The sequence below is a fragment of the Streptomyces sp. CNX435 genome (assembly GCF_059570575.1).
The window spans coordinates 35,749-55,928 of record NZ_JCANTA010000010.1 but is presented as its reverse complement, the minus strand read 5'-3'; the positions used below and the strand labels follow the sequence as shown (position 1 = coordinate 55,928).

18 protein-coding genes are annotated in these 20,180 nt (G+C 71.6%); 9 read left to right on the top strand and 9 right to left on the bottom strand.

Translation table 11 applies throughout. The features are described 5' to 3' along the window. The first annotated feature begins 98 nt into the window (after positions 1-98). Both hisS and T328_RS18160 read left to right on the top strand, forming a co-directional pair. Positions 99-1,424, top strand: coding sequence for a histidine--tRNA ligase (hisS, locus tag T328_RS18165; RefSeq protein WP_496497123.1), 1,326 nt, complete (start codon positions 99-101; stop codon positions 1,422-1,424). Between the two features lie 22 nt (positions 1,425-1,446). Further along, the gene (locus tag T328_RS18160; RefSeq protein WP_496497122.1) at positions 1,447-2,058 is read left to right on the top strand and encodes a hypothetical protein; all 612 of its coding nucleotides are present in this window, start codon (positions 1,447-1,449) and stop codon (positions 2,056-2,058) included. Between the two features lie 122 nt (positions 2,059-2,180). On the opposite strand, the gene T328_RS18155 is transcribed toward T328_RS18160, so the two are convergent. Beyond that, a complete protein-coding gene (locus tag T328_RS18155) occupies positions 2,181-2,312 on the bottom strand; it encodes a hypothetical protein (RefSeq protein WP_496497121.1) in 132 nt (43 codons plus the stop codon). A gap of 78 nt (positions 2,313-2,390) precedes the next feature. Then, on the bottom strand, positions 2,391-3,134 hold the full coding sequence (locus T328_RS18150; RefSeq protein ID WP_496497120.1) for an NsdA family TPR-like regulatory protein: 744 nt from the start codon (positions 3,132-3,134) through the stop codon (positions 2,391-2,393). A 408-nt stretch (positions 3,135-3,542) separates the two neighbouring features. Here T328_RS18150 and T328_RS18145 point away from each other — a divergent pair, with 408 nt between their 5' ends. Further along, positions 3,543-5,174: an Eco57I restriction-modification methylase domain-containing protein gene (locus tag T328_RS18145; protein ID WP_496497119.1), complete on the top strand. Its 1,632-nt coding sequence runs from the start codon at positions 3,543-3,545 to the stop codon at positions 5,172-5,174. A gap of 272 nt (positions 5,175-5,446) precedes the next feature. Here the strand turns inward: T328_RS18145 and T328_RS18140 are convergent, their stop codons facing one another. The 7 genes from T328_RS18140 to T328_RS18110 form a co-directional block, all read right to left on the bottom strand. Then, positions 5,447-6,622 (bottom strand): methyltransferase domain-containing protein, encoded by a 1,176-nt coding sequence (locus T328_RS18140; RefSeq protein ID WP_496497118.1) that lies wholly within the window; start codon positions 6,620-6,622, stop codon positions 5,447-5,449. Next, positions 6,619-7,587, bottom strand: a complete 969-nt coding sequence (gene tgmB / locus T328_RS18135; RefSeq protein WP_496497117.1) for an ATP-grasp ribosomal peptide maturase — start codon at positions 7,585-7,587, stop codon at positions 6,619-6,621. The genes T328_RS18140 and tgmB overlap by 4 nt, the downstream gene beginning before the upstream one ends. Beyond that, positions 7,587-7,922, bottom strand: coding sequence for a hypothetical protein (locus T328_RS18130; RefSeq protein WP_496497116.1), 336 nt, complete (start codon positions 7,920-7,922; stop codon positions 7,587-7,589). The genes tgmB and T328_RS18130 overlap by 1 nt, the downstream gene beginning before the upstream one ends. A gap of 215 nt (positions 7,923-8,137) precedes the next feature. After that, the gene (locus T328_RS18125; protein WP_496497115.1) at positions 8,138-8,737 is read right to left on the bottom strand and encodes a hypothetical protein; all 600 of its coding nucleotides are present in this window, start codon (positions 8,735-8,737) and stop codon (positions 8,138-8,140) included. Positions 8,738-8,780: 43 nt separating this feature from the next. After that, positions 8,781-9,092, bottom strand: coding sequence for a hypothetical protein (locus T328_RS18120; protein ID WP_496497114.1), 312 nt, complete (start codon positions 9,090-9,092; stop codon positions 8,781-8,783). 11 nt (positions 9,093-9,103) lie between these two features. Further along, entirely contained in the window at positions 9,104-9,661 is a 558-nt protein-coding gene (locus tag T328_RS18115) for an ATP-binding protein (protein ID WP_496497113.1), read from the bottom strand. Then, a complete protein-coding gene (locus tag T328_RS18110; protein WP_496497112.1) occupies positions 9,658-10,170 on the bottom strand; it encodes a hypothetical protein in 513 nt (170 codons plus the stop codon). The genes T328_RS18115 and T328_RS18110 overlap by 4 nt, the downstream gene beginning before the upstream one ends. Positions 10,171-10,401: 231 nt before the next feature. Between T328_RS18110 and T328_RS18105 the strand changes: the two genes are divergently transcribed. The 6 genes from T328_RS18105 (at position 10,402) to T328_RS18080 (ending at position 20,173) form a co-directional block, all read left to right on the top strand. Beyond that, positions 10,402-11,274 carry a helix-turn-helix domain-containing protein gene (locus T328_RS18105; RefSeq protein WP_496497111.1) on the top strand — a complete coding sequence of 291 codons (873 nt, stop codon included), beginning with the start codon at positions 10,402-10,404 and terminating at the stop codon, positions 11,272-11,274. Continuing rightward, positions 11,271-11,483, top strand: a complete 213-nt coding sequence (locus T328_RS18100) for a DUF397 domain-containing protein (RefSeq protein ID WP_496497110.1) — start codon at positions 11,271-11,273, stop codon at positions 11,481-11,483. Before T328_RS18105 ends, T328_RS18100 begins: the two co-directional genes overlap by 4 nt. Positions 11,484-11,834: 351 nt before the next feature. Beyond that, entirely contained in the window at positions 11,835-13,784 is a 1,950-nt protein-coding gene (locus T328_RS18095) for an AfsR/SARP family transcriptional regulator (RefSeq protein WP_496497286.1), read from the top strand. Positions 13,785-13,789: 5 nt separating this feature from the next. Continuing rightward, positions 13,790-16,135, top strand: coding sequence for a TOMM precursor leader peptide-binding protein (locus tag T328_RS18090; protein ID WP_496497109.1), 2,346 nt, complete (start codon positions 13,790-13,792; stop codon positions 16,133-16,135). A gap of 403 nt (positions 16,136-16,538) precedes the next feature. Then, positions 16,539-18,509: a TOMM precursor leader peptide-binding protein gene (locus tag T328_RS18085; protein ID WP_496497285.1), complete on the top strand. Its 1,971-nt coding sequence runs from the start codon at positions 16,539-16,541 to the stop codon at positions 18,507-18,509. Positions 18,510-18,562: 53 nt separating this feature from the next. Then, positions 18,563-20,173 (top strand): nitroreductase family protein, encoded by a 1,611-nt coding sequence (locus tag T328_RS18080; protein WP_496497108.1) that lies wholly within the window; start codon positions 18,563-18,565, stop codon positions 20,171-20,173. Positions 20,174-20,180: the final 7 nt, after the last annotated feature.

The following is a 20,180-nucleotide window of genomic DNA, read 5'->3' as shown; positions in this document are numbered from 1 at the left end:
GGTTCTCAGCCTGCGGCGGCCGGGTGTTCCGGGGCGTTCGGGGGGCCCAGACGCAGGCGTTTTGGTCGTCACCCATGGGTTCCGGGAAACTGTCGCGCATGGCATCCACCCAGTTCGATCCTCCGAGCGGAACCCGTGACTTCCTCGCCGCGGAGTACGCGCACCGCGAACGTGCGTTCGCCTGCATCCGGCGCGTCTTCTCCGGGTTCGGGTTCGAACCTCTCCAGACTCCTGCCGTCGAGCGTTTGGACGTGCTGACTGGTAAGTACGGGGACGAAGGTGATCAGTTGATCTTCAAGATCCTTCGCCGTGGGGATCACGAGGCAAGCGGGGATGCCGATCTCGCCCTTCGCTACGACCACACGGTTCCTCTCAGCCGTGCGGTAGCCGCCTACAGCGGTCAACTTCCCTCTCCGTACAAGCGTTATGCCATCGGTCCTGTATGGCGCGCAGACCGGCCCGGCAAGGGACGGTATCGCGAGTTCACGCAATGCGATCTCGATATCGTCGGCTCCACGTCGCCGCTGGCCGACGCCGAAGTTGTCCTGGCGCTGCATGATGCACTGGCCACACTGGGGCTTGCCGAGTTCCGGTTCCTCGTCAACTCCCGGGCGATCCTGACGGGGCTCCTTGAGGCATACGATGTTCCCGCCGATCTCGGCGGAGTCGTGTTGATCACGCTGGATAAGCTCGACAAGCTGCCGCCCACGGCCGTCATCGATGAACTCACCACCAAGCGCGGGCTTCCCGAAGCTGTAGCACAAGACCTGGTCGACGATCTCACCGCAGCCGATGCTGCCGACCGCATCCGAAAGCAGCTCACGTCAAGCACAACAGGCCAGCGTGGACTGGCTGAAGTCGACGAATTGCTCCAGCTCACAAAAGGTTCCATTTCGGACGAACAGATTGCATGGACGCCAAGTCTGGTCCGGGGACTCGACTACTACACGGGCCCCATCTATGAAGTGGTAGCGCCTGGTATGCCCGGTTCCATCGCGTCCGGTGGGCGCTACGACAATCTGATCGGCAATCTTGGAGGCAAGCCCGCCCCAGCGTGCGGCGGCTCTCTGGGCGTTGAACGTATTCTCCCGCTCCTGCGCAGCGACGAGTCAGACGAGCACAGCCGACTGGATGTCGCGGTCACCGTCATGAGTCCGGAACTGGCCACAGACAGCTTTCGGCTTGCGGCCGATATCCGACGTACGCAGAGACGGACAGGGATTTATCTGGGCAGTTCGGGTAAGTTCGCCAAGCAGATGAAGTGGGCCAGCGACCAGGGTGCACGATACGCCGTGATCTACGGTACTGCCGAGCGCGACGCCAATATGGTCACCCTGCGGGACATGACCACCGGCGAACAAGTACAGGTCCCGTATGCCGAAGCCGCCGCAGAGCTTTCACGAAGGCTCACACCATCCAACTGACCAGCCTTCTCAGGAGGAACGGATGGGCAAGCAAGGAGATCGAATACTCGAAGTCACCGCCGAGCGGGGATTCCCCGACCCCTGGCGTTCCTTCGGCCAGGCCCTGTGCGAGGAAGCAGCCCACAGCACCGCTCTCACTCGCGCCATCGCCGACGTACGCAAGAACGGCACCGAAGAAAACCACGCCGAAGTGGAGCGCATCTTCGCCGACAAGGCCGCGAATCTCCAGCACTGCGCTGCCATCATCGATCAGGTGGTCAGCGACTTCGACGACACCGGCCAGTGGAACGAGTTAGACAACAAGGTGGCCCGGCTGGACATCCCCGATGTGCTGGAGAGCTGGGGCCGCTCTCAGTCGCTCCACCCCTTCCCAGTTGTACTCAAAAGCCTTGAGTACAACTGGACATACATGAAGGAGCACGGCGTACGCGGCTTTTACCAGATGACGCGCGGCTACATCACGCGACTCCAGGAGAACACCACGCGGTGGCGGACAGCATGGGCGACCGAGGTCAACACCGGCATCGTTGACCGGATGACATCGATCGAATGCGATCTGGCGAGCGTAGAGGCTCCCATGCACTGCGACGTCTGCGAAAAGACCATCACTGCTGTTCTCTTCCTGGACGAGTAGGGCAGAGAAACCCGATCGGACCGCCCGAATTTGGCGGGCGCCCCCTCGCGTTACACGTTGACCAGGGGGCGCGTCGATCAGTATATGTCAGGGAACGCAGCAAGTGCCGATGACCCCTGGGGCTACGGGAGCATGTACGGATCGCGGCTGATCTCGCGTGGAATGTGGTCCAGCGCGTCCCGCAGAGTCTCGGGAACCCCAGCGTCCAGCTTCTGAACGGCGGCCAGCTTGGACAAAATGTTCAGGCTGATCACGGAGTTCATCCCCGATACGGCCGGGTGGAGGACGTGCATGTCATGCGGCCACCGCTGGCAACCTGGCTACGCTCCGAACTATGCATCGAGAGCATTCTTGTACTCCCGCGCCCACACTGCGTCCTTCTGGTCCGCTGGGAGCGTGGCGAGCCCATGCTTGAGATGGTCAGCAGCTTTGGCGTGCTCAGCCAGCGCAAGGTAGGCGAGCCCCAGATTAAGGAGTTGGTAGTCACTGGTCAGCCAGTAAGCCGTTTCAGGAGGCGCAGTACTGCCGGCTGCCTCAGCAAGGTCCGTAGCCTCGCCGAGCAGACGTTGCGCCCTTCGCCGGTCTCCCATCGCCGCGTATGCATGCGCCGCCTGAGATGCGTCCCCCATGCGCTGCGCGTGATGTGCACCCGGAGACAGGTACGCCGCAGTGAACCAGCGGGACGCCGCATGGGTCCGCCCCTGTTGCCGTGCCAGATAGCCATGGAAGTTGAGTGCCTGGGCTGCTAGCGGCCCGTCTTGCACCTCGTCGGCCAGTTCCACCGCCTCAGCCAGGAGGACAACGGCGCGGCCATCGTTGCGAGCCTCCGCATGCAGCCATCCCGTGAACTGGACATGTTCAGCAACAACATGGGCCAGTCCGTCACGGTGGGGTCCGCGGGCGTCGCGCAGCCGCGTCCCCCGCCGTCCGCTGTGCCGCCATCGGCGCGCCCGCCCCCTTCCCGGCTTCCCGCTGTCCCGCCCTCCCGCCGCGGGGCCCCGAGTGGTCGTACGGCCGGGGTCCGGCGGCCATCGGAACGGTTGTACCGCGGCGGGCCCGGGACCCCTCCCGCGCACGGCGCCGAGGGGCGCGGCGGGGCGGGGGGCCGGGCCCCCGGGGGTTCAGACTTGGCAGGGGGACTGCCCGCGGGCGGCCCCCTTCGGCATGCGGGTCCTCATCCTGCGTCGGATGGGTGTACGGGGGTGTTCGGGGAGGCTGTGACGGGTGACACTCCCGCTGACCGACGATCTTCGCACCAGACAGGGCCCGGCGACCCGCACGAGTACGACATCACGCACCGATGCCACCCCCGTGACCTGCACGTTCAGGATGAACACACCTCGCTGATCACAGAGGAGAGCTTCGACGAGCCGCCGTGGAGCCACGAATCCGAGTAGTGAGGCGCGAGAAGCCCTCTGGCGGGCCGTACCCACCGATAGCCTTGAGGTGAGGGCTCGTGCAGTGAGCCATGACGAGAGGAACCCATGGCCGCAGTTGCCCCCGACGAGGTCGAGTACGGCGAGGTCTTCACCCGTCGATGGGTCGTCGAGACGATTCTTGATCTGGTCGGCTACACGGCAAACAAGGACCTCACCCAGATGAAGCTCGTCGAGCCGTCAATCGGGTCCGGCGCGTTCTTCGTCCCCGTACTGGAGCGGCTGCTCGAGTCTGCAAAGGTCCATGGCACCGAGCTGTCGGCGCTGACTGACTGTCTGTACGGTCTCGATCTCCAGCACGAGCGTGTCGCGACCTGCCGGAAGAAGTCGGCGGACATGCTCCATGCCGCCGGGGCAAGTCCTGCAGAAGCCCGAGCCCTGTCCGCAGGCTGGCTGCGTCACGGCGACTTCCTTCTCGACGAGGTACCGACGGATGTCGATTTCGTGATCGGCAACCCGCCGTACATCCGCACCGAGGATCTCGATGATGAGACCGAGGCTGCCTACCGCAAGACATGGCGGACGATGCGCGGACGGGCGGACATCTACGTCGGTTTCTACGAGCGTTCGCTGTCCATGCTCGCAAGCGGGGGGAAAGTCGGGTTCATCTGCGCGGACCGTTGGATGCGGAACGCCTACGGGAAGCACCTTCGGGGTCTCGTGACCTCACGCTACGCGGTCGAGTCCGTGTGGCAGATGCACGACGTGGACGCATTTGAAGCAGAGGTCTCGGCCTATCCGGCGATCACGGTACTGGCCAACTCCAAGCAGAACAGCGCCACGTTCATCGACACCACTGCCGCGTTCGGAATGGCCTCCGCGAGCGAGGCCGTGGCGTTCGTGCGGGGCACGGCGGAGGAGGCTTCGGGCCAGGGCTGGGAGGGCGTGCGCCTGCCCAGTTGGTTCGAGACTGACGACTTCTGGCCCACGGGATCCCCTCACACCATCAAGCTGCTAGAGCACCTGCAGGAGAACTTCCCGACGCTCGAAGCCGACGGCACGACGAAGATCAGCATTGGGGTCGCGACCGGAGCCGACGAGGCGTACATCATCAGCCAAGACGCTGGCGTCGACGTCGAGCAAGATCGGCTCACGCCCATCGTCATGGCCGGGGACATCCGCGCAGGCCGTCTCACGACGCCTGCGAAGATGCTGCTGAACCCGTGGGACGATGAGGGAAGGCTCGTGGATCTCGCGGACTACCCGAAGTTCGCAGCCGCGCTTGCGTCGCACACGGACGTCAAGAAGCGCTTCGTCGCGAGGAAGAACCCGAGCACCTGGCACCGCACGATCGACAAGGTCTACCCGGGCCTCGCCGAACGGCCGAAGCTGCTTCTTCAGGACATGAAAGCCCAGATCACACCGGTGCTGGAGCCGGGCGGCTACTACCCGCACCACAACCTGTACTACGTCGTCTCGTCGTCGTGGGACATGGAAGTGCTCGGCGGGCTGCTGCTCTCTCGAATCGCAGAGGCTTTCGTGAGCTCCTATGGCGTGAAGATGCGTGGCGGCACGCTGCGATTCCAGGCGCAATACCTGCGGAAGATCGCCGTTCCGCGCCCCGAAGCGATCCCCGACGACATCGCCTCCAGGCTCCGTGACGCGTTCCGCGCCTGCGACAGGGCAGCTGCGACGCGTGCGGCCGAAGCAGCGTACGGGCTGCCTGCCGGCAGCATCTGAATACCTGAATAGAAGAAGAGGAGCCATGAGCGACCTGACGCCTCTGGAGACCTGGCGTGCTGCTGTTCTCGGCTACTGGAAGGGCCTGGACCTGCAGTCCGCGAAGCAGGGGCAGAAGACCGGGGTCAGGGACCCTTGCGCCTCGGTCTGCGGGGACGGACAGCCCGCAGCCGTAGGCGCGGGGTTGTGCGGCGCGGCCGATGTCGTCCCGGGCCGCCGCTCGGCGTCGGCCGCGGGTCCGATTGGTGCTCTTCGACCCGTGGTCGTCGCCGTTACAGGGTCCAGCGGTGGACTCGCCCGTCCGGTGCGGTGTACCTCACGGTCTGCTCGTTCGCGGTGGCCTCGATGGTGAACCACTCGCGGCGGGGCCGGTTGAGTTCCTGCCACAGCTTGTGGGCGGCCTCGATCGGTTCCCACAGGTCGCGCGGTCCGCTGGTGGTGACCACCGGCGGCTCGTCGGGCATGTCGTCGATGCGGGTTGCCGAGCCGTCGGCGGGGTCGTACAGGGTGGTGACGTGTAGCCCGTCGTCGTTCGTTCCGTAGGCGCGGACGAGGCCGGGGGGCATATGGAGTTGGGCGAAGAACGAGAACGTCCAGTCGTCCAGCACGCGCGCCGAGAGTTCGGCGTCCGCACAGGGACCGTCCGGGACGACGGGCACCTGTGCGGACGTGTCCGGGCCGCTGATGAGCGGCATGAACGCGGCGGGCGTGTGGAGGATGTAGCCGACGGCGGCGCCGTCCGGGAGCTTCGTGAGGCGGGCAACCATCCCGCCTGCGAGGGCGCCCTTGATGGGGATGACCATGATGCCGCCGGGGCGTAGGCGCGTCAGCCACTCGGGCGGGATACGGCGGACGGACGCGGTGGCGATGAGCCGGTCATACATGGTGTCGGCGGGGAGGTCTCGGGCGCCGTCGCCGTGGATGACGAGGGGGCCGAAGCCGACGGCGTTCAGCCGGAGCCGGGCTTTGTCCGTGAGGGCTTCGGTCCGGTCGACGGTGGTGACGTGCTTGTCTCCGGCGAGGAAGCACAGCGTGCCCGCGTTGTAGCCCGTGCCGGTCCCGGCTTCGTAGACCTCGTCCCCCTCGTTCACGCCGAGGGCGTCGAGCATGTCCGCCATGAGGCTTGGCGCCGTCGAGGACGAGGTAGGGACGCCGGTCAGCCCCCCGGGGGCCGCGTCGTCGGCGTGGACTCCGTCCACTTCGGTGATGAGGGAGTCGTCCGCATAGACGGCGGCGAGCCACGCATCCGCGTCGCCATCGGTGCCGCGCCACGGGATGAACCGCTCGCCGTCGCGGCGGTAGAAGACGGGTACGAACGGATGCCGGGGGACGTTGAGGAAGGCGCCCGCCAGGCGTGAGGACAGCACGACGCTTCCGCGGTCGATCTGCTGTGTGAGGGAGACGCGGGCGTCGAGGAGGCGCTGTTCGTCGTCGAGGATGTTCGTCACTGGCCGTTTCCTTCCAAGTAGTCACAGATCGCGGCCGTGATCGGCAGTCCGGTCGCCTGCTCGATGAACCCATACTGTCCGCTCGGATTCACTTCCAGGAATCGCCAGTCCCCCTTGGGGGTTACCGCGAAGTCGAAGGCACCGTAGGGCAGTCCGAGGAGGTCGAGCATCCGCAGGACTCCGGCCGCCACCTCGGGGGGCGGCTCGCAGACCTTGTACGTGTGGCTGTCGTAGTCGCTTCGCCAATCGATGTGGCCGGCGTCGGATTCGGTGTGGATCTCGGCCGCGAAGATCCGCCCGCCGATGGCGGTCAGCCGCACCTCGTGCGCCTTGGGCACCCACTCTTGGAAGAGGTGGGCGGTGGTCGCGATGTCCGGGTGCGGCAGGTCATCCGGGTCGATGACGTTCGCGTATACGGCGACGGTCTGCCCGTTCGTGGTGCCGCGTACGTGAAAGAACGGCTTGTACACAAGGGGGCCGCCGACCGCTTCGGCGAAGTCCCGCGCCGAGTTCGGGTCGTTCGTGATCAGTGTCCGGGGAACGCTCAGTCCCGCCTCTGCCGCGACGCGAAGTTGCAGCGGCTTGTACTCGGCATCGGCCGCTTTCCCCGGCGGCGGGAGCCATCGGCACGGCAGGGCCGACAGCAGACCGCCGAAGCCCCAGCGGGCTTCGGTCTCGGCGACCTTGCGCGCCTCGGGGGACATGCTCTCGGGGAACTTCGGGCGGGTGGGGCGGCGGTAGTAGACCGAGCGGACCGACGCGAGGTCGAGCGTGCGGCGGTCGTTTCTCAGCGTGCCGTTCCAGCGGTCCCCGCTGAGGCTCGCGGCGAGCGTGAGCCTCAGCGGGAACTCGGCCATATCTGCCCGGAAGACGGGCACGGCACGCCGGTTCAGTTCCTCAACCACAAGATCACAGGTCGGGTCGAAGCGACCCGCCAGGATGAGAACCTGGCCAGCGTCTGTCATCAGTCGTCGCTCGGTCCGGGGTCGTCCGGCGCGTCCATCTGGCCCGAAGGCTGCGTGGGACCGTAGGTCTTCGGCGGGTTCTTGGTCATGTAGACGCCGGGCGGCAGGCCCTCATAGGTTCCCGTCTGGGTGTCCTCGTCGTACTCGACATCGGCCGGCAGGATGCCGCCCGTTGCCGGGACGGATACGAGGAATCGGAACGCGAACGGCGACGGCCCGTTGCCCTCGGATAGCTCCGGCAGGACTGCGGCGCCGTCAGTGCTCAGCGGCAACCGCAGTTCCGGTACGTCGAGCGCGATGCCGACGGGGCGGCGCTCTTCAATCGTGGTGGGCATTGCTTCCCCTTTCTCGATGGATGGGAAGTGCTCGTTCTTCCCCGCCCGCACGGAGCGGTGAAACCTGTGGGTGGGGCCGCCTTGGGCAGCGGGGGCGGGAATGAGCCAACCGCCGCGTGCGGCCCTGTGGCGTGGTGCGGGTGGTCAGAGGGCCGCCATGGTGACGAGTTCGTGTCTCAGGACCGTCCGAGGCGGCTCCGGTTGTTGAGAGGCATTCAAGATGCCGATGTCGCGGGCGGGGCTGGGCTGTCCGCCCCTGCCGACTGGGGCGGAGCAAGGGGATTGTGTGGCGCGGCCGGCTCCGTTCCGGGCCGCGGCTGGGCCTCGGCCTCGGCTGTGCGGGCGAGGTGCTCTACCGTCACGCGGATCAGGCCGTTCATCCGCCGTTGCATCGCGGTTGCGACGGCGGCGGACAACTGTCCGTCGGCGCATCCCACCGCCACGGTGACCGGTTGCTCGCCCGTCCCGCTGCGGAACGCCGCCACCAGGGGGATCACGCCCTCGACCAGCTCGGCGGCGCCGTCCGCCGCCGGTTCCGTCTGCGTGCATGCGTCGCAGAGGGTCAGAGCGGTGACATCGGTGATGTCGCCGGGTTCCGGCACCGGGGAACTGCTGAACTGGCCGCGTAGGTCGAGGGTGATGTCCGTGCCGGAGAAGGGGATCGGGCCGCACCCGTAGCTGAAGCTCATGACGTGCACTGCCGCGTCAGGCGGTTCCCCGGGTGAGTCGCCTGCGGCGGGGCGGCCGTCCGTCTGGTCGGCGCCGGGCTGTGCCTGCTCGTTCGGCCGCCCGGCGTCGTCGTCTTCATTGATCATTGTGTGCATCCTGCTCGTGCTCATGGCGTCCGGTCTCGCCTCTCTATCGGCTCGGTGATGTGGTCGGTGGCTCGTCGCCGCCGTCGCGCCGTGCGACCCGGCGCAGGATTTCGAGCAGCTCCATGCGAAGGTCGGCCGCGGCCCGCTCGGGAGGGAACAGCAGATGGGACTCCACGGCCGTGATCAGCCGGTGAGCGACCCGGTCGGCGATGAGCGCCTCAGCCGCGTCCCGCTCCTCGGGGGTCAACTCCCGTAGCGGCACCGCCAGGCGGGCGGCGTCCAGATGCCGATACAGCTCTGGGCAGGCGCGACGGGCACGCTTTTCTTCCACGGCCCCGATCGCCACTACGAGCACGTCACGGAACCTCACCGGGCGCCCCCCGTCGTCGTGCCGGCAGGCTGCGCATGCGCCGAAGGCGAACCGGCCGCGGGGATCAGCAGCACCGCCCAGACATGGGTGCCCGTATGCCCGCGGACCGCCCCCCACCGATCCGCGAGCGAGTCGACCATCGCCAGCCCACGGCCGCAGTCAGCGAGGCAGGAGAGATCCCGTTCATCCGGATCGGCCCGGTCGCCGGCCCGGATGGGCCCGCTGTACGGGCCCTGATCGCTCACCCGGACCGTCAGCCGCCGCAACTCCCGCCGGCCGGTGAGCTGCACCGCCACGACGACCTGGGCGCTCTTCGTGTGCTGCACGGCGTTCGCCGTCAGCTCGGTGACGATCACCGCCGTGTCCTCTGCCTGCTCCGGCGGGATCTCCCAGGCCCTCAGCCACTCGCGGACCATGGCCCGCGCGGTGCCCGGCGTTCTCGTGGAACCGCCGGGCAGCGCAAGACACCCCTGCGGACGGCCACGACGAACCGCCGCCAGCGTCGCGAGGAGATCGCGGGTGACGCTGGGAACGGTCGCACGCCGCCCGGTCACGAACACACCCGTCCGGCAGGAACCGGCACCGCCGCATGCCGCAGCATCTCGGCCCCGACCGCCTCACACAGGATGTCGGGGTCCGTGTACGGCACCGCGCACGCCCAGGGCGCAACCAGCCACCGCCGCCCCGCCACACGTCCCGTCCGACCAGGCACCGGCCACCGCGTACGGCACGCGGAAACGCACGCCGTCCACGGCGGCAACACCGGCCACGCCCCGGAGGCACCGGCAGGAACGACGAACTCAACCGTCGCCCGGGGAACGGTGTCCGCCACCGGCCCCAGCGGCACGCGAGCCCGCCGCAGGCGATCGAGCACGGCATGCCCCAAGGGCCTGGTCGTACGCAGAACGTCGGCGCAGGACACACAGCGGTCCAGCAGCGTGGTCGGCGTCTGGCCCTCGGGCGGGTGGAGCCGCAGGCGGATGGACTGGATGGTGTCGGCGATGACGGCGACGTCGAGGGGATCCTCAACCTGGGTCACCTCGGTGGGGTTGAGTGTTGTCATCACCACGCTCCTTGCTCTGGGAGTGCCGGGTGGAGGGGCGCTTGTTGGCCGTAGCCCGCGGGCCGGTAACCAAGCGTGACGGTGGATCATGACCTGATGAGCAGTCACGCTCACCGCGGCTTCAGTATGCTCCAGCCGCGTTGCTATGCGCAATATCGAGCACAGAGTCATTCATTTGAGTGAACACTTGTTTTATAGCCACTGCTCCGCGCGACTGGCACAATGCTCCCCATGACGCAGAAGAAGCTCCCTCCGCCCGTGATGCGGCGCCGTGTAGGCAACTTGCTGCGCTCGTACCGCGAAGCGGCCGGGCTTGCGCCCGGAGCGGCTGCCAAGCGACTCGGCTGGGACTCCACCCGGCAAGGCCGCATCGAGCGCGGCATCTACCGAGTTCCCGAAGGCGACGTCCGGAAGATGCTGGAGGCGTACGGCATCCAGGGGGACGAGGAGGCCGTTCGTGAGCTGGCCGCGGCCTCCAACGAGCCACCGGGGGCCGGGTGGTGGGCCTCCTACGTGGGCCAAATCTCCGATGCGCTCCTCGACTTCATCGTCCTTGAGTCGAAGGCGCAGAAGATCCAGGTCCAGAACCCGGCGATCATCCCCGGGCAGCTCCAGGCGCCCGGATACGTCAGGGAGATCATGGCCAACGCTGTCCATCCGCACAACCGCGAACGGTCGAACCTGCTGAGCGCTATCCGGATGGCGCGGCAGGAAGTCCTCCACCGCCCCGGGAACCCGGCCCACCTCCACGCGCTGATCCCGGAAGCCGCCCTCCTGCACCGCTTCCCCAACGCCCCGGGGGTCATGAAGGAGCAACTACGCAAGCTGGCCGACGACGCCGGGCAGCCCAACATCACCATCCAGATTATCCCGGTAGAGGCGCCCGCCTACGCGGCTGCGAACCAGGCCATGACGATCCTGAACTTCCGCCACCCCTGGCCCACACTCGTCTCCATCGACAGCTCCGTGGGCGGCAGCCTTCTGGATGAACCAGCCGAAGTGAACTACCTCTCGGTCGTGTTCGAGAAGATCGCCGAGACCGCACTTCCCGCGGACGAGTCGCGGGGTCGCATCAACACTCACCTTGAGGAGAATTTTTCATGACCGGCTGCACCCGTACCGATGAGAAGACTAGCCTGACCTGGCACAAGTCGTCCTACAGCGGGTCGGAGGAAGGGCAGTGCGTCGAGGTTGCGGAGACGGCCGGCGCGATCCACGTTCGGGACTCCAAGGACCCTGACGGCCCCACGCTGGCCTTCACCCCCGCCGAATTCGGCGCCTTCATCCGGTTCGCATCCGAGTTCGACGTCTGACCTGGCTGCAGGTCCCCGCAGGACACATCTGAGAGGGATGGCCCGCGATCACCGATCGCGGGCCATCCCTCTTCGCATCGCCCGGCCGACCTGAGCACCGCCGGCCGGCTGCCCGCCGGTTGGCGGCGTCCCGCTTCGGGGGGATCTGGCCGCTTGCTGCGGGGCGGAATGCAGCTTGCTGACAGGTCCGGGCCCGCCGGGGGGCTGTCCGCGTGGGTAGCGTCGCCCGCGTCCTTCCTTGACCACGTACAGGACACAGGTGGCCCGCATGACGACCCGGATCACGCTCCCACCCCCGCCGGCACTCCGACTTCGCGGCCCCGTCGAACCTCCGGGGCGCGGGTGAGCACGGTGCGGTTCCAGCTGCTCGGGCCGCTCAGCATCACCGACGGCGGCGAGACCGTCGTGCTGCACCCCTCCAAGCCCGCCAACCTGCTGACCGCGCTGCTGCTCAACGCGGGCGCCATCGTCTCCGTCGAGTACCTGCAGCGCATGGTCTGGGGCGACGAGCAGCCGGCGACCGCGCGGGCCGCGCTGCAGACGTGCGTGCTGCGGCTGCGGCGGCTCTTCGCCAAGCACGAGGTGGCCGGCACCCCCATCGAGGCGGTCCCCGGCGGCTACCGGATCACCGCGGACGCGCGCTCCCTCGACCTCGTGGAGTTCCGCGAGCGGGTACGGGCCACGCAGGAGCCGGGCCTCTCCGCCGAGGCGGCGCTCGGGGCGCTGCAGGGGGCGCTGGCGCTGTGGCAGACCGGGGTGCTGGCCAACGTGCGGTCGGAGGTCATCCACCGCGACGAGGTGCCGCGGCTGCTGGAGGAGCGGCTGCGGGTCGTGGAGCGGCTGTGCGACCTGCGGCTGGAGCTGGGGCAGTGCGGGCCGGCGCTGGCGGACCTGTGGAGCGTCACCCGCGCGCACCCCGACCACGGCCGGTTCCGGGAGCAGTTGATCGAGGCGCTGTACCGCACCGGGCGGCAGACGGAGGCGCTGGCGGAGTACCGCAGGTTCAAGGCGTACCTCGCGGACGGCCTCGGCGTCGGGCCCTCGGCGGCGCTGCAGCGGCTGGAGCTGTCGATCCTGCGCGGCGAGGATCTGGGCCCGGCGACCGGGCCGCCGGCCCGCGCGGCGCTCCCGGCGACGGCCGCGGCGCCGCCCGCGCCGGTGGCCGCCCCGCCTGCGCTGCCGCCGGTGCCGTGGTTCACCGGCCGGGCGGAGGCCGTGGTGACGCTGCGGCGGCGGCTGACCGCGGCGCCCGACGGCTCGGGTACGCCGGTGGCCGAACTGGTCTGCGGCGGGCCCGGGATCGGGAAGACCGCCCTCGCCCAGCAGGTGGCGCACCTCGTACGCGACGACTTCCCCGGCGGGCAGGTGCTGGTCCCCATGGCGGCGCCGGACGGCTCCCCGCGCAGCGCCGCCGAGGTGATCGATGAACTCGCCGGGCGGGCCGCGCCGGTCGGCGCCGGGCGGGCCGCGCCTGGTGAACGGGCGCTTCCGGGGGAGCGGGCGCTGCTGCTCCTCGACGACGTGGTCGACGCGGCGCAGGCGCGCGAGGTGCTGTCCGCGGTGCCCGGGCACGGGGTGCTGATCACCAGCCGGCTGGGGCTCGCCGGGCTGGTCGCCACCCACGGGGTACGGGTCCACCGCCTCGGCGCGCTCCCCGCCGCGGAGGCGCGGGAGTTGCTGGCCGCGGTGCTGGGCGCGGAGCGGGTGGCGGAGGAGCCGGGCGGGGCGGAGGAGCTGGCCGAGGTGTGCGGACACCACCCGCTGGCCCTGGTCATCGCCGCCGCCCGGCTCGGCACCCGGCCGGCGCTGCGGCTCGGCGACTGCGCCCGCTGGCTGGCCGGCGACCCGCTGGGCCGGCTGGCGCTCAGCGGCCACCCCCGGATGTCGGTGGTGGAGCTGTTCGACGCCGCCCTGGACCGGCTCGACCCCGGACTCGCCGAGGCGTACGCCGCGCTCGGCGCGCTGGAGACGCCCGGCTGGGACGCCGCGGACGCCGCCGCCGTGCTCGGGCTGCCGCCCGCGGAGTGCGAGACGGTGCTCGAACGGCTCGCGGACGCGGGCCTGCTGGAGGACGGGCCGCCGGGCCCGTACCACCCGCATCCGCTGCTGCGGCGGCACGCGCGGCTGGTCGCGGGGCGCGCGGGCGCGGCGCCGCCGCGGCGCCGGCCCGGCGGGCCCGCGCAAGCCGGCCCGGCCGAGCCGTCCGGGCAGCCTGGTCGGCCTGGTCAGCCGGCCCGACCGGACCAGCCGAACCAGCCGAACCAGCCGAACCGGACCAGCCAGCCGAAACAGAAGGTGTGAGAGCGATGCCACGAGCCTTCGACGACCTCGCCGGGATGCGGCCCAGACTGCGCCGGGACGTGCTGTTCACCCAGACCCCCGGAGGCGTGCTGTTCCACAACGCGGACGGCGGCTTCCACCTGGCGGGCCGTACGGCGTACCGCTTCGCCTCCCTGATCGTGCCGCACCTCGACGGCAGCCGGCCCCTCACCGACATCTGCGCCGGACTCGGCGAACCGCAGCGGGCGATGGTCGCGGAGCTGGTCGGCTCGCTGGTGGAGCGGGACTTCGCCCGCGACGCCCCGCCGGCCGTGGCGCCCGGCCCGCCGGCGGCGGTCGCGGAGCGGTTCGCCGCGCAGATCGCGTACGTCGACCACTATGTGGCCGACGCCGAGGCCGCGGCCCGCTTCGCGCGCTTCCGCCAGACCCGGGTCGCGGTGCTGGGCACGGGCGAGGCGGCGCGCTGGTGCGTGCTGGGTCTGATACGGAACGGGCTGGCCGAAGTCGCCGCGGAGGAGCGGCCGGAGACGGCGCTGGCGGAGGCCGACGAGCTGACCGCCGCCGGGTCCCCGGCCGTGCTCAGCCCGGTCGACGCCGGCGCGCTCTCCTCGTACGACGTGCTCGTCGTGACCGGCGCCGACGCGCCCGCCCGCACCCACGCCCTGCTGCGGGACGGCCTCGCCGAGGGCCAGCTCCTCATCCCCGCCTGGACGTTCGGCGACCGTGTCGTCGTCGGCCCCCGCTCCGGCGGGCCGACCGCCGGAGCGGGGGCCGGCTGGCCCGGCTGCCTCGGCTGCGCGCTGCTGCGGCTCGGCGACACCACCGACCCGGCCGGCGCCGCGGCGCTGCTCGCGGAGCTGGCCGGGGTGGCCGAGCCGGCGGCGGTCCCGGCGGGCGGGGCGCTGACCGGGCCGGTCGCGGCGATGGTCGGCAACCTCCTCGCGTACGAGGTCTTCCGCACCGCCACCGGCGCGCTGCCCGCCGAGACCGAGGGCCAGGTGCTCATCCAGGACCTGGACTCCCTCGATGTCGTCGCCGAACCGCTGCACCCGCACCCGCGCTGCGCGCGGTGTGCCGTCCCGGCGGGCGGCGCGGGGACGGACGGTGCCGCGCCGCGGCCGGAGGAGCTGACGGTCGCCCCGGCGGTGACGGTGGAGACGGCCCGGGAGGCGGAGGAGCTGGTGGCCCGGCTCAACCGGCTCGGTGACGCGCTCATCCGCCCGCACGTCGGCGTCTTCACGCGCTACCGCGACGAGGAGCTGACGCAGACGCCGCTGAAGGTCAGCCGGATCGAGGTGCCGCGCGGCGGCGCCGCGGCGGGTGCGCGGCTGGTGGCGGCGTTCGACGTGCACCACCTGGCCGGCGCCCGGCAGCGCGGGCTGCGCGCGGCGGCGACGCTGTACGCGGAGCACGCCGCCCCGGTACGGCCCCTGCCCCTGGCCGGACTCCCGGCGCGGATACGGCGGCTGGGGCCGGAGGCGCTGGTCGCCGACGGCGGTACGGGGATCGCGGCGGACGGGGTGACGGCGTGGGCGCGGGCCACGTCGCTGCTGACGAAGGACGAAGTCGCCGTGCCGGCGGCGGCGTTGTGCCCCGCGGGGGCTGCCAACCGCGACGGCCTGGTGCTGCGCGGGGCGTGGGGTACGGGCGCGGGGGAGAGCGCGGGCGAGGCGGCGGGGCACGCACTGCTGTCGGCGCTGGCGCACGAAGGGTTGCTGCGCGCGGTTCGGGGTGGTCACGGGGCTACCCCGCACCGCGCGCAGTCAACGGGGGACGATGCGGAGTGGGTGTTCCTGGCCCGCTCGGCGGAGACGCTCGGGGTGGCGGTGGAGCTGCTGGACCTGGGCGAGTCGGAGCACAGCGGGGTGTCGGTGGCGCTGGCCCGGGAACCGGGGCCGGGGGTGGGGCCGGGTTCGGCGCCGGGGCCGGCGCCAGGGCCGGGGGTGGGGCCGGGGGTGGCCGCCGCCGCCCGCTGGGCGGTGGGCGCCTCGCTGACGCCGGCGGGGGCGGCGGTGGCGGCGCTGCGGGACCTGCTGGGGCAGGTGCAGCTGGCCGCGGAGACGGGCGAAGCGCCGGATGTGGGCGACGAGTTGCTGCCGGACCTGGCGCCGGGGGCGGTGCGGGTGCGGGTGCCGGGCCCGGAGGAGGCGGGGTCGGGGGTCGGGGGCCCCGGCGGACCGGGCGCGTCAGGCGCCTCGGGCGCCGGGAGCGGCGCGGCGGGGGCGGTGACGTTCCCCGTCGTCCTGGAGCGGCTGCGCGCCGCCGGGCGCGACGTGCTGTGGTGCGACACGACGCCGGTCGACCTGCGGTCGGCGGGGATGCACACGGCGCGGGTGCTGCTCACCCGGGAGGGCACCGGTGGCGATCGCTGAGCCCGAGGCCCCGGCCGCCACGGACCCGCCGGCGGCGGGCCCGTGGGGCGCGGCGTGCGACGCGCTGGCGGCGGAGCTGACGGCCCACCTGGCAGCGCTGGCCGCCCCGGTGGGGGTGGAGGTGGCCCCGCTGGGCCTGACCAATGCGTTCGCCCTGCCGGCGGCCCGTACGGCCGGCGACGCCGGTGAGCCGTCGGGCCGTACGGGTGCCGCTTCCGCGGCGGGCGCCGCCGCGCCTGCGGCGCGCACGGCCGCCGTCCCGGCGGGGCCGGTTGGTCGAGAGGCCGGTGGCGTTCTCACCGAGCCGGTTGCCGCCGACGCCGTCGGCGGGCGGCCGGGCTGTGCGACCGACGCCGCCGCGCCTGCGGCGCGTACAGCCGCCGTCCCGGCGGAGTCGGTCGGCCTGGGCAGCGTGCCGGGTGTCGGAAGGGGTTCGCGGCGTCCCGAAGAGGTGTCCGGCGGGGCTCCCAGCGTGCGTTCACGTCCTGCGGACGCCGCGCTCGCCTCCGGCGCCGCCGCCGATGCGCAGACCGGCCGTACGGCCGACGCGGCCGGCGGCGTCGCCGACCCGTCGCGTACCGCCTCCCCCGCGGATGCGGCCCCCGCGGATGCGGTACCCGTTCGGATCTACGGGCGGCACGCCATCGTCGGGCCCCTCCCCGCCGCCGGCGCCCGCGGATGCGCGCTGTGTCTGGAGCGGCGGTGGCAGGCTGCCCGGTCCACGGCGTTGCGGGAGGCCGTCGAACTCGGGGCGGGGACCGCGGCGGTGGGGGTGCCGCCGCAGTGGACGCCGTTCGCCGCCGCGGCGCTCGCCGCCGTCGTCGCCGGTGCCGTCGCCGCAGCCGGCCGGCGTGACCGCGACGGCGGCACCGTCTTCCGTGACGTCTACCAACTCGACCTCGCCGTCCTCACCGTCCGCCGCTACCCCCTCGTCCCCGACCCCGAGTGCCCCGCCTGCGGGCCCCGCGAGCGCGACTCCGCCGACGCCGCCGTCCTCGCCCTCGACCCGTCCCCCAAGCACCGCCCCGGCGCGTTCCGCACCCGCGCTCTCGCGGACTACGACCTGCCCACCGAGGCGTTCGCCAATCCCGTCTGCGGCGCCCTCGGCCCCACCGTCGTCCTCGACGTCTCCTCCACCTCCACCTCCGCCACCATCGGCTGCTTCTCGCTCCGCTCCGGCGACTACCTCCGCGAGACCTTCTGGGGCGGCCACGCCGACACCTTCCGCGACAGCCTGCGCATCGGCGTCCTGGAGGGCCTGGAGCGCTACGCCGGCATGCGCCCCCGCGCCCGCGCGACCACCGTCCGCGCCAGCCTCGACCAGCTCACCGCCGCCGGCCGCCCCGCCCTCGACCCCCGCCGCTGCGGCCTCTACGCCCCCGGGTTCCACCGGACGACGGGCATCGCCCCCTTCACCCCCGAGCGCGAGATCTCCTGGGTCTGGGGCCACTCCCTCACCGACCGCCGCCCCCTGCTCGTGCCCGAGGTGCTGACGTACTACCACACCCCCGGCCTCACCGACCGCTTCGTGCAGGAGAGCTCCAACGGCTGCGCCTCCGGCGGCTCCGCCGCCGAGGCCGTCTACTACGGCCTCATGGAGGTCGTCGAGCGCGACGCCTTCCTCCTCGCCTGGTACGGGCAGCAGCCCCTGCCCGAGCTGGACCCCGCCTCCGCCCAACGCCCCGCCACCCGGCAGATGGTGGCGCGGCTGGAGATGTACGGCTACCGCGCCCGGTTCTTCGACGCCGCGCTGACCTTCCCCATCCCCGTCGTCACCGGCGTCGCCGAGCGCTACGACGGCGGCCCCGGCCGGATGTGCTTCGGCGCCGGCGCCGGTCTCGACCCCGAAGCGGCGCTCGCCTCCGCGCTGGACGAGATCGCCACCGACGCCGTCAACCTCGCGGGTCGTACGGAGCGCGAGGAGACCCGGCTGCGGGCGATGGCCGCCGACTTCGACCGGGTCGCCGCCCTCCACGACCACCCCCTCGTCTACGGCCTGCCGGAGATGGCCCGTTACGCCGACTTCCTCCTCAAGCCGCGACGGCAACCCGTCCCCCTGCGCGAGCGGTACGGCCCCGGCCGTACCCTCCCCGTCTCCGACGACCTCGCCGACGACGCCGCGGCGTGCGTGGCGGCGGTCGCCGAGGCCGGGTTCGAGGTGATCGCCGTCGACCAGACCCTGCCCGAGCAGCGCGCACTCGGACTGTGGACGGTCAGCGTGCTCGTGCCGGGGCTGCTGCCCATCGACTTCGGCTGGTCCCGGCAGCGCGCGTTGGGGATGCCCCGGCTGCGCACCGGGCTGCGCGAGGCCGGCCTGCGCGACCACGACCTCACCGACGCCGAGCTGAACCCCGCACCGCACCCGTTCCCCTGACCGACCACCGCACGAAGAAGCCACGAGGCCACCATCCGCAGAAGGAGCAGACGATGGGATACGCCCACGGATACGCGACCGCGATCATGCATCGCGGCCGCGTGCCGATGGAGCCGGTGGACTTCGTGCCCGACTGGGCGGACGGTCCCCGCAAGACCAAGCACTACCCGGGCACGGACCGGCTGCCGCTGCCGGCCGGCCCCGCCTACCCGGCGTCCGCCACCGTCGAGCGCGGGCTGCTGAACCCGGCGGGCGGCGGCGGGGCCGCGTTCGACCTCGGGCGCCTCGGCGGGCTGCTGCGGGACTCGTACGGGCTGGTGGGCCGGCGCCTCGGCGTGCAGGCCAACACCGACCTGAGCGCCCTGCCGTTCTACCCGCTCGCCAACTGGTCCCGCGGCACCGCCTCCGGCGGCGGCCTCTACCCCGTCTCCGTCTACTGGGTCAGCGGCGCCTCCGCGCCCGTACCGCCCGGCGTGCACTACTACTCCGCCCGCCACCACGCCCTGCGCCGGCTGCTGACCGGCGACGTCACGGGTGTCGTACGGGAGGCGCTGGGGGAGGGGGCGCCGGGGCCGGACACGGACCAGTTCCTGGTGCTGGGCGTGAAGTACTGGCAGAACTCCTTCAAGTACAACAGCTTCTCCTTCCACGCCGTGAGCATGGACGTGGGCGCGCTGCTGGGCACCTGGCGGACCTGGGCCGGGGCGCGGGGCACGGCGCTGGAGCCGGCGCTGTGGTTCGACGAGGAGCGGCTGGCGCGGCTGCTGGGGGTCGCGGGCGAGGAGGAGGGGATCTTCGCGGTCGTGCCGCTGCCCTGGGCGGACTACGTGGGCGGGGCCGCGCCCGTACCCGCCACGCCGCCCGAGGTCTCCGTACGCCAACGGGACGCCGAACGCTCCCGTACCGTCCGCACCTTCGACGACCTCACCGCCATGCAGCACGCCACCGCCGCCGGCGCCACCGCCCGCCCGGCCCCCGGCGCGCTGGCCGGCGCCGCGGCCCTCGCGCCCGGCGCCCCGCGGCGGCCGGAGACGGCGCTGCCGGCGCGGGCACCGCTGGCCCGGGACGTACGCGGGGCGCTGCGGGCGCGGCGCAGCAGCTTCGGCCGGTTCGCGGCCGAACGGCCGCTGGACGGCGCCCACCTGACGGCTTGTCTGGCCGCCGCCGCGGGCGGCTCGCGGCTCGGCGGGGACGCGGCGGCGGCCGGTGCGGACGGTCTGGTGAAGCTGTACGCGCTGGTCAACCACGTGACCGGGGTGGAGCCGGGGACGTACGAGTACGTGCCCGGGGGTGAGCCCGGCACGCTGCGGCGGGTCTCGGCGGAACCGCCGGGGGCCTTTCTGCAGGAGAACTATTTCCTCGCCAACTACAACCTGGAACAGGCCGGCGCGGTCCTCGTGCCCACCGTGCGCACGCACAGCGTCCTGGACGCGGTCGGCGACCGCGGCTACCGCCTGGTCAACGCGCTGATCGGCGGCGTCGCCCAGGCCACGTACACCGCCGCGGCGGCGCTCGGCGTCGGCTGCGGGGTGGCGCTGGGCTTCGACAACATCGCGTACCGGGAGCGGTTCGGGCTGCAGGAGACGGACGAGATGCCGTTGCTGATCATGATGCTGGGCCACGAGCGGCGCGGGGCGTCCGACTTCCGCTTCGAGATCGCCTGAGGGGCGG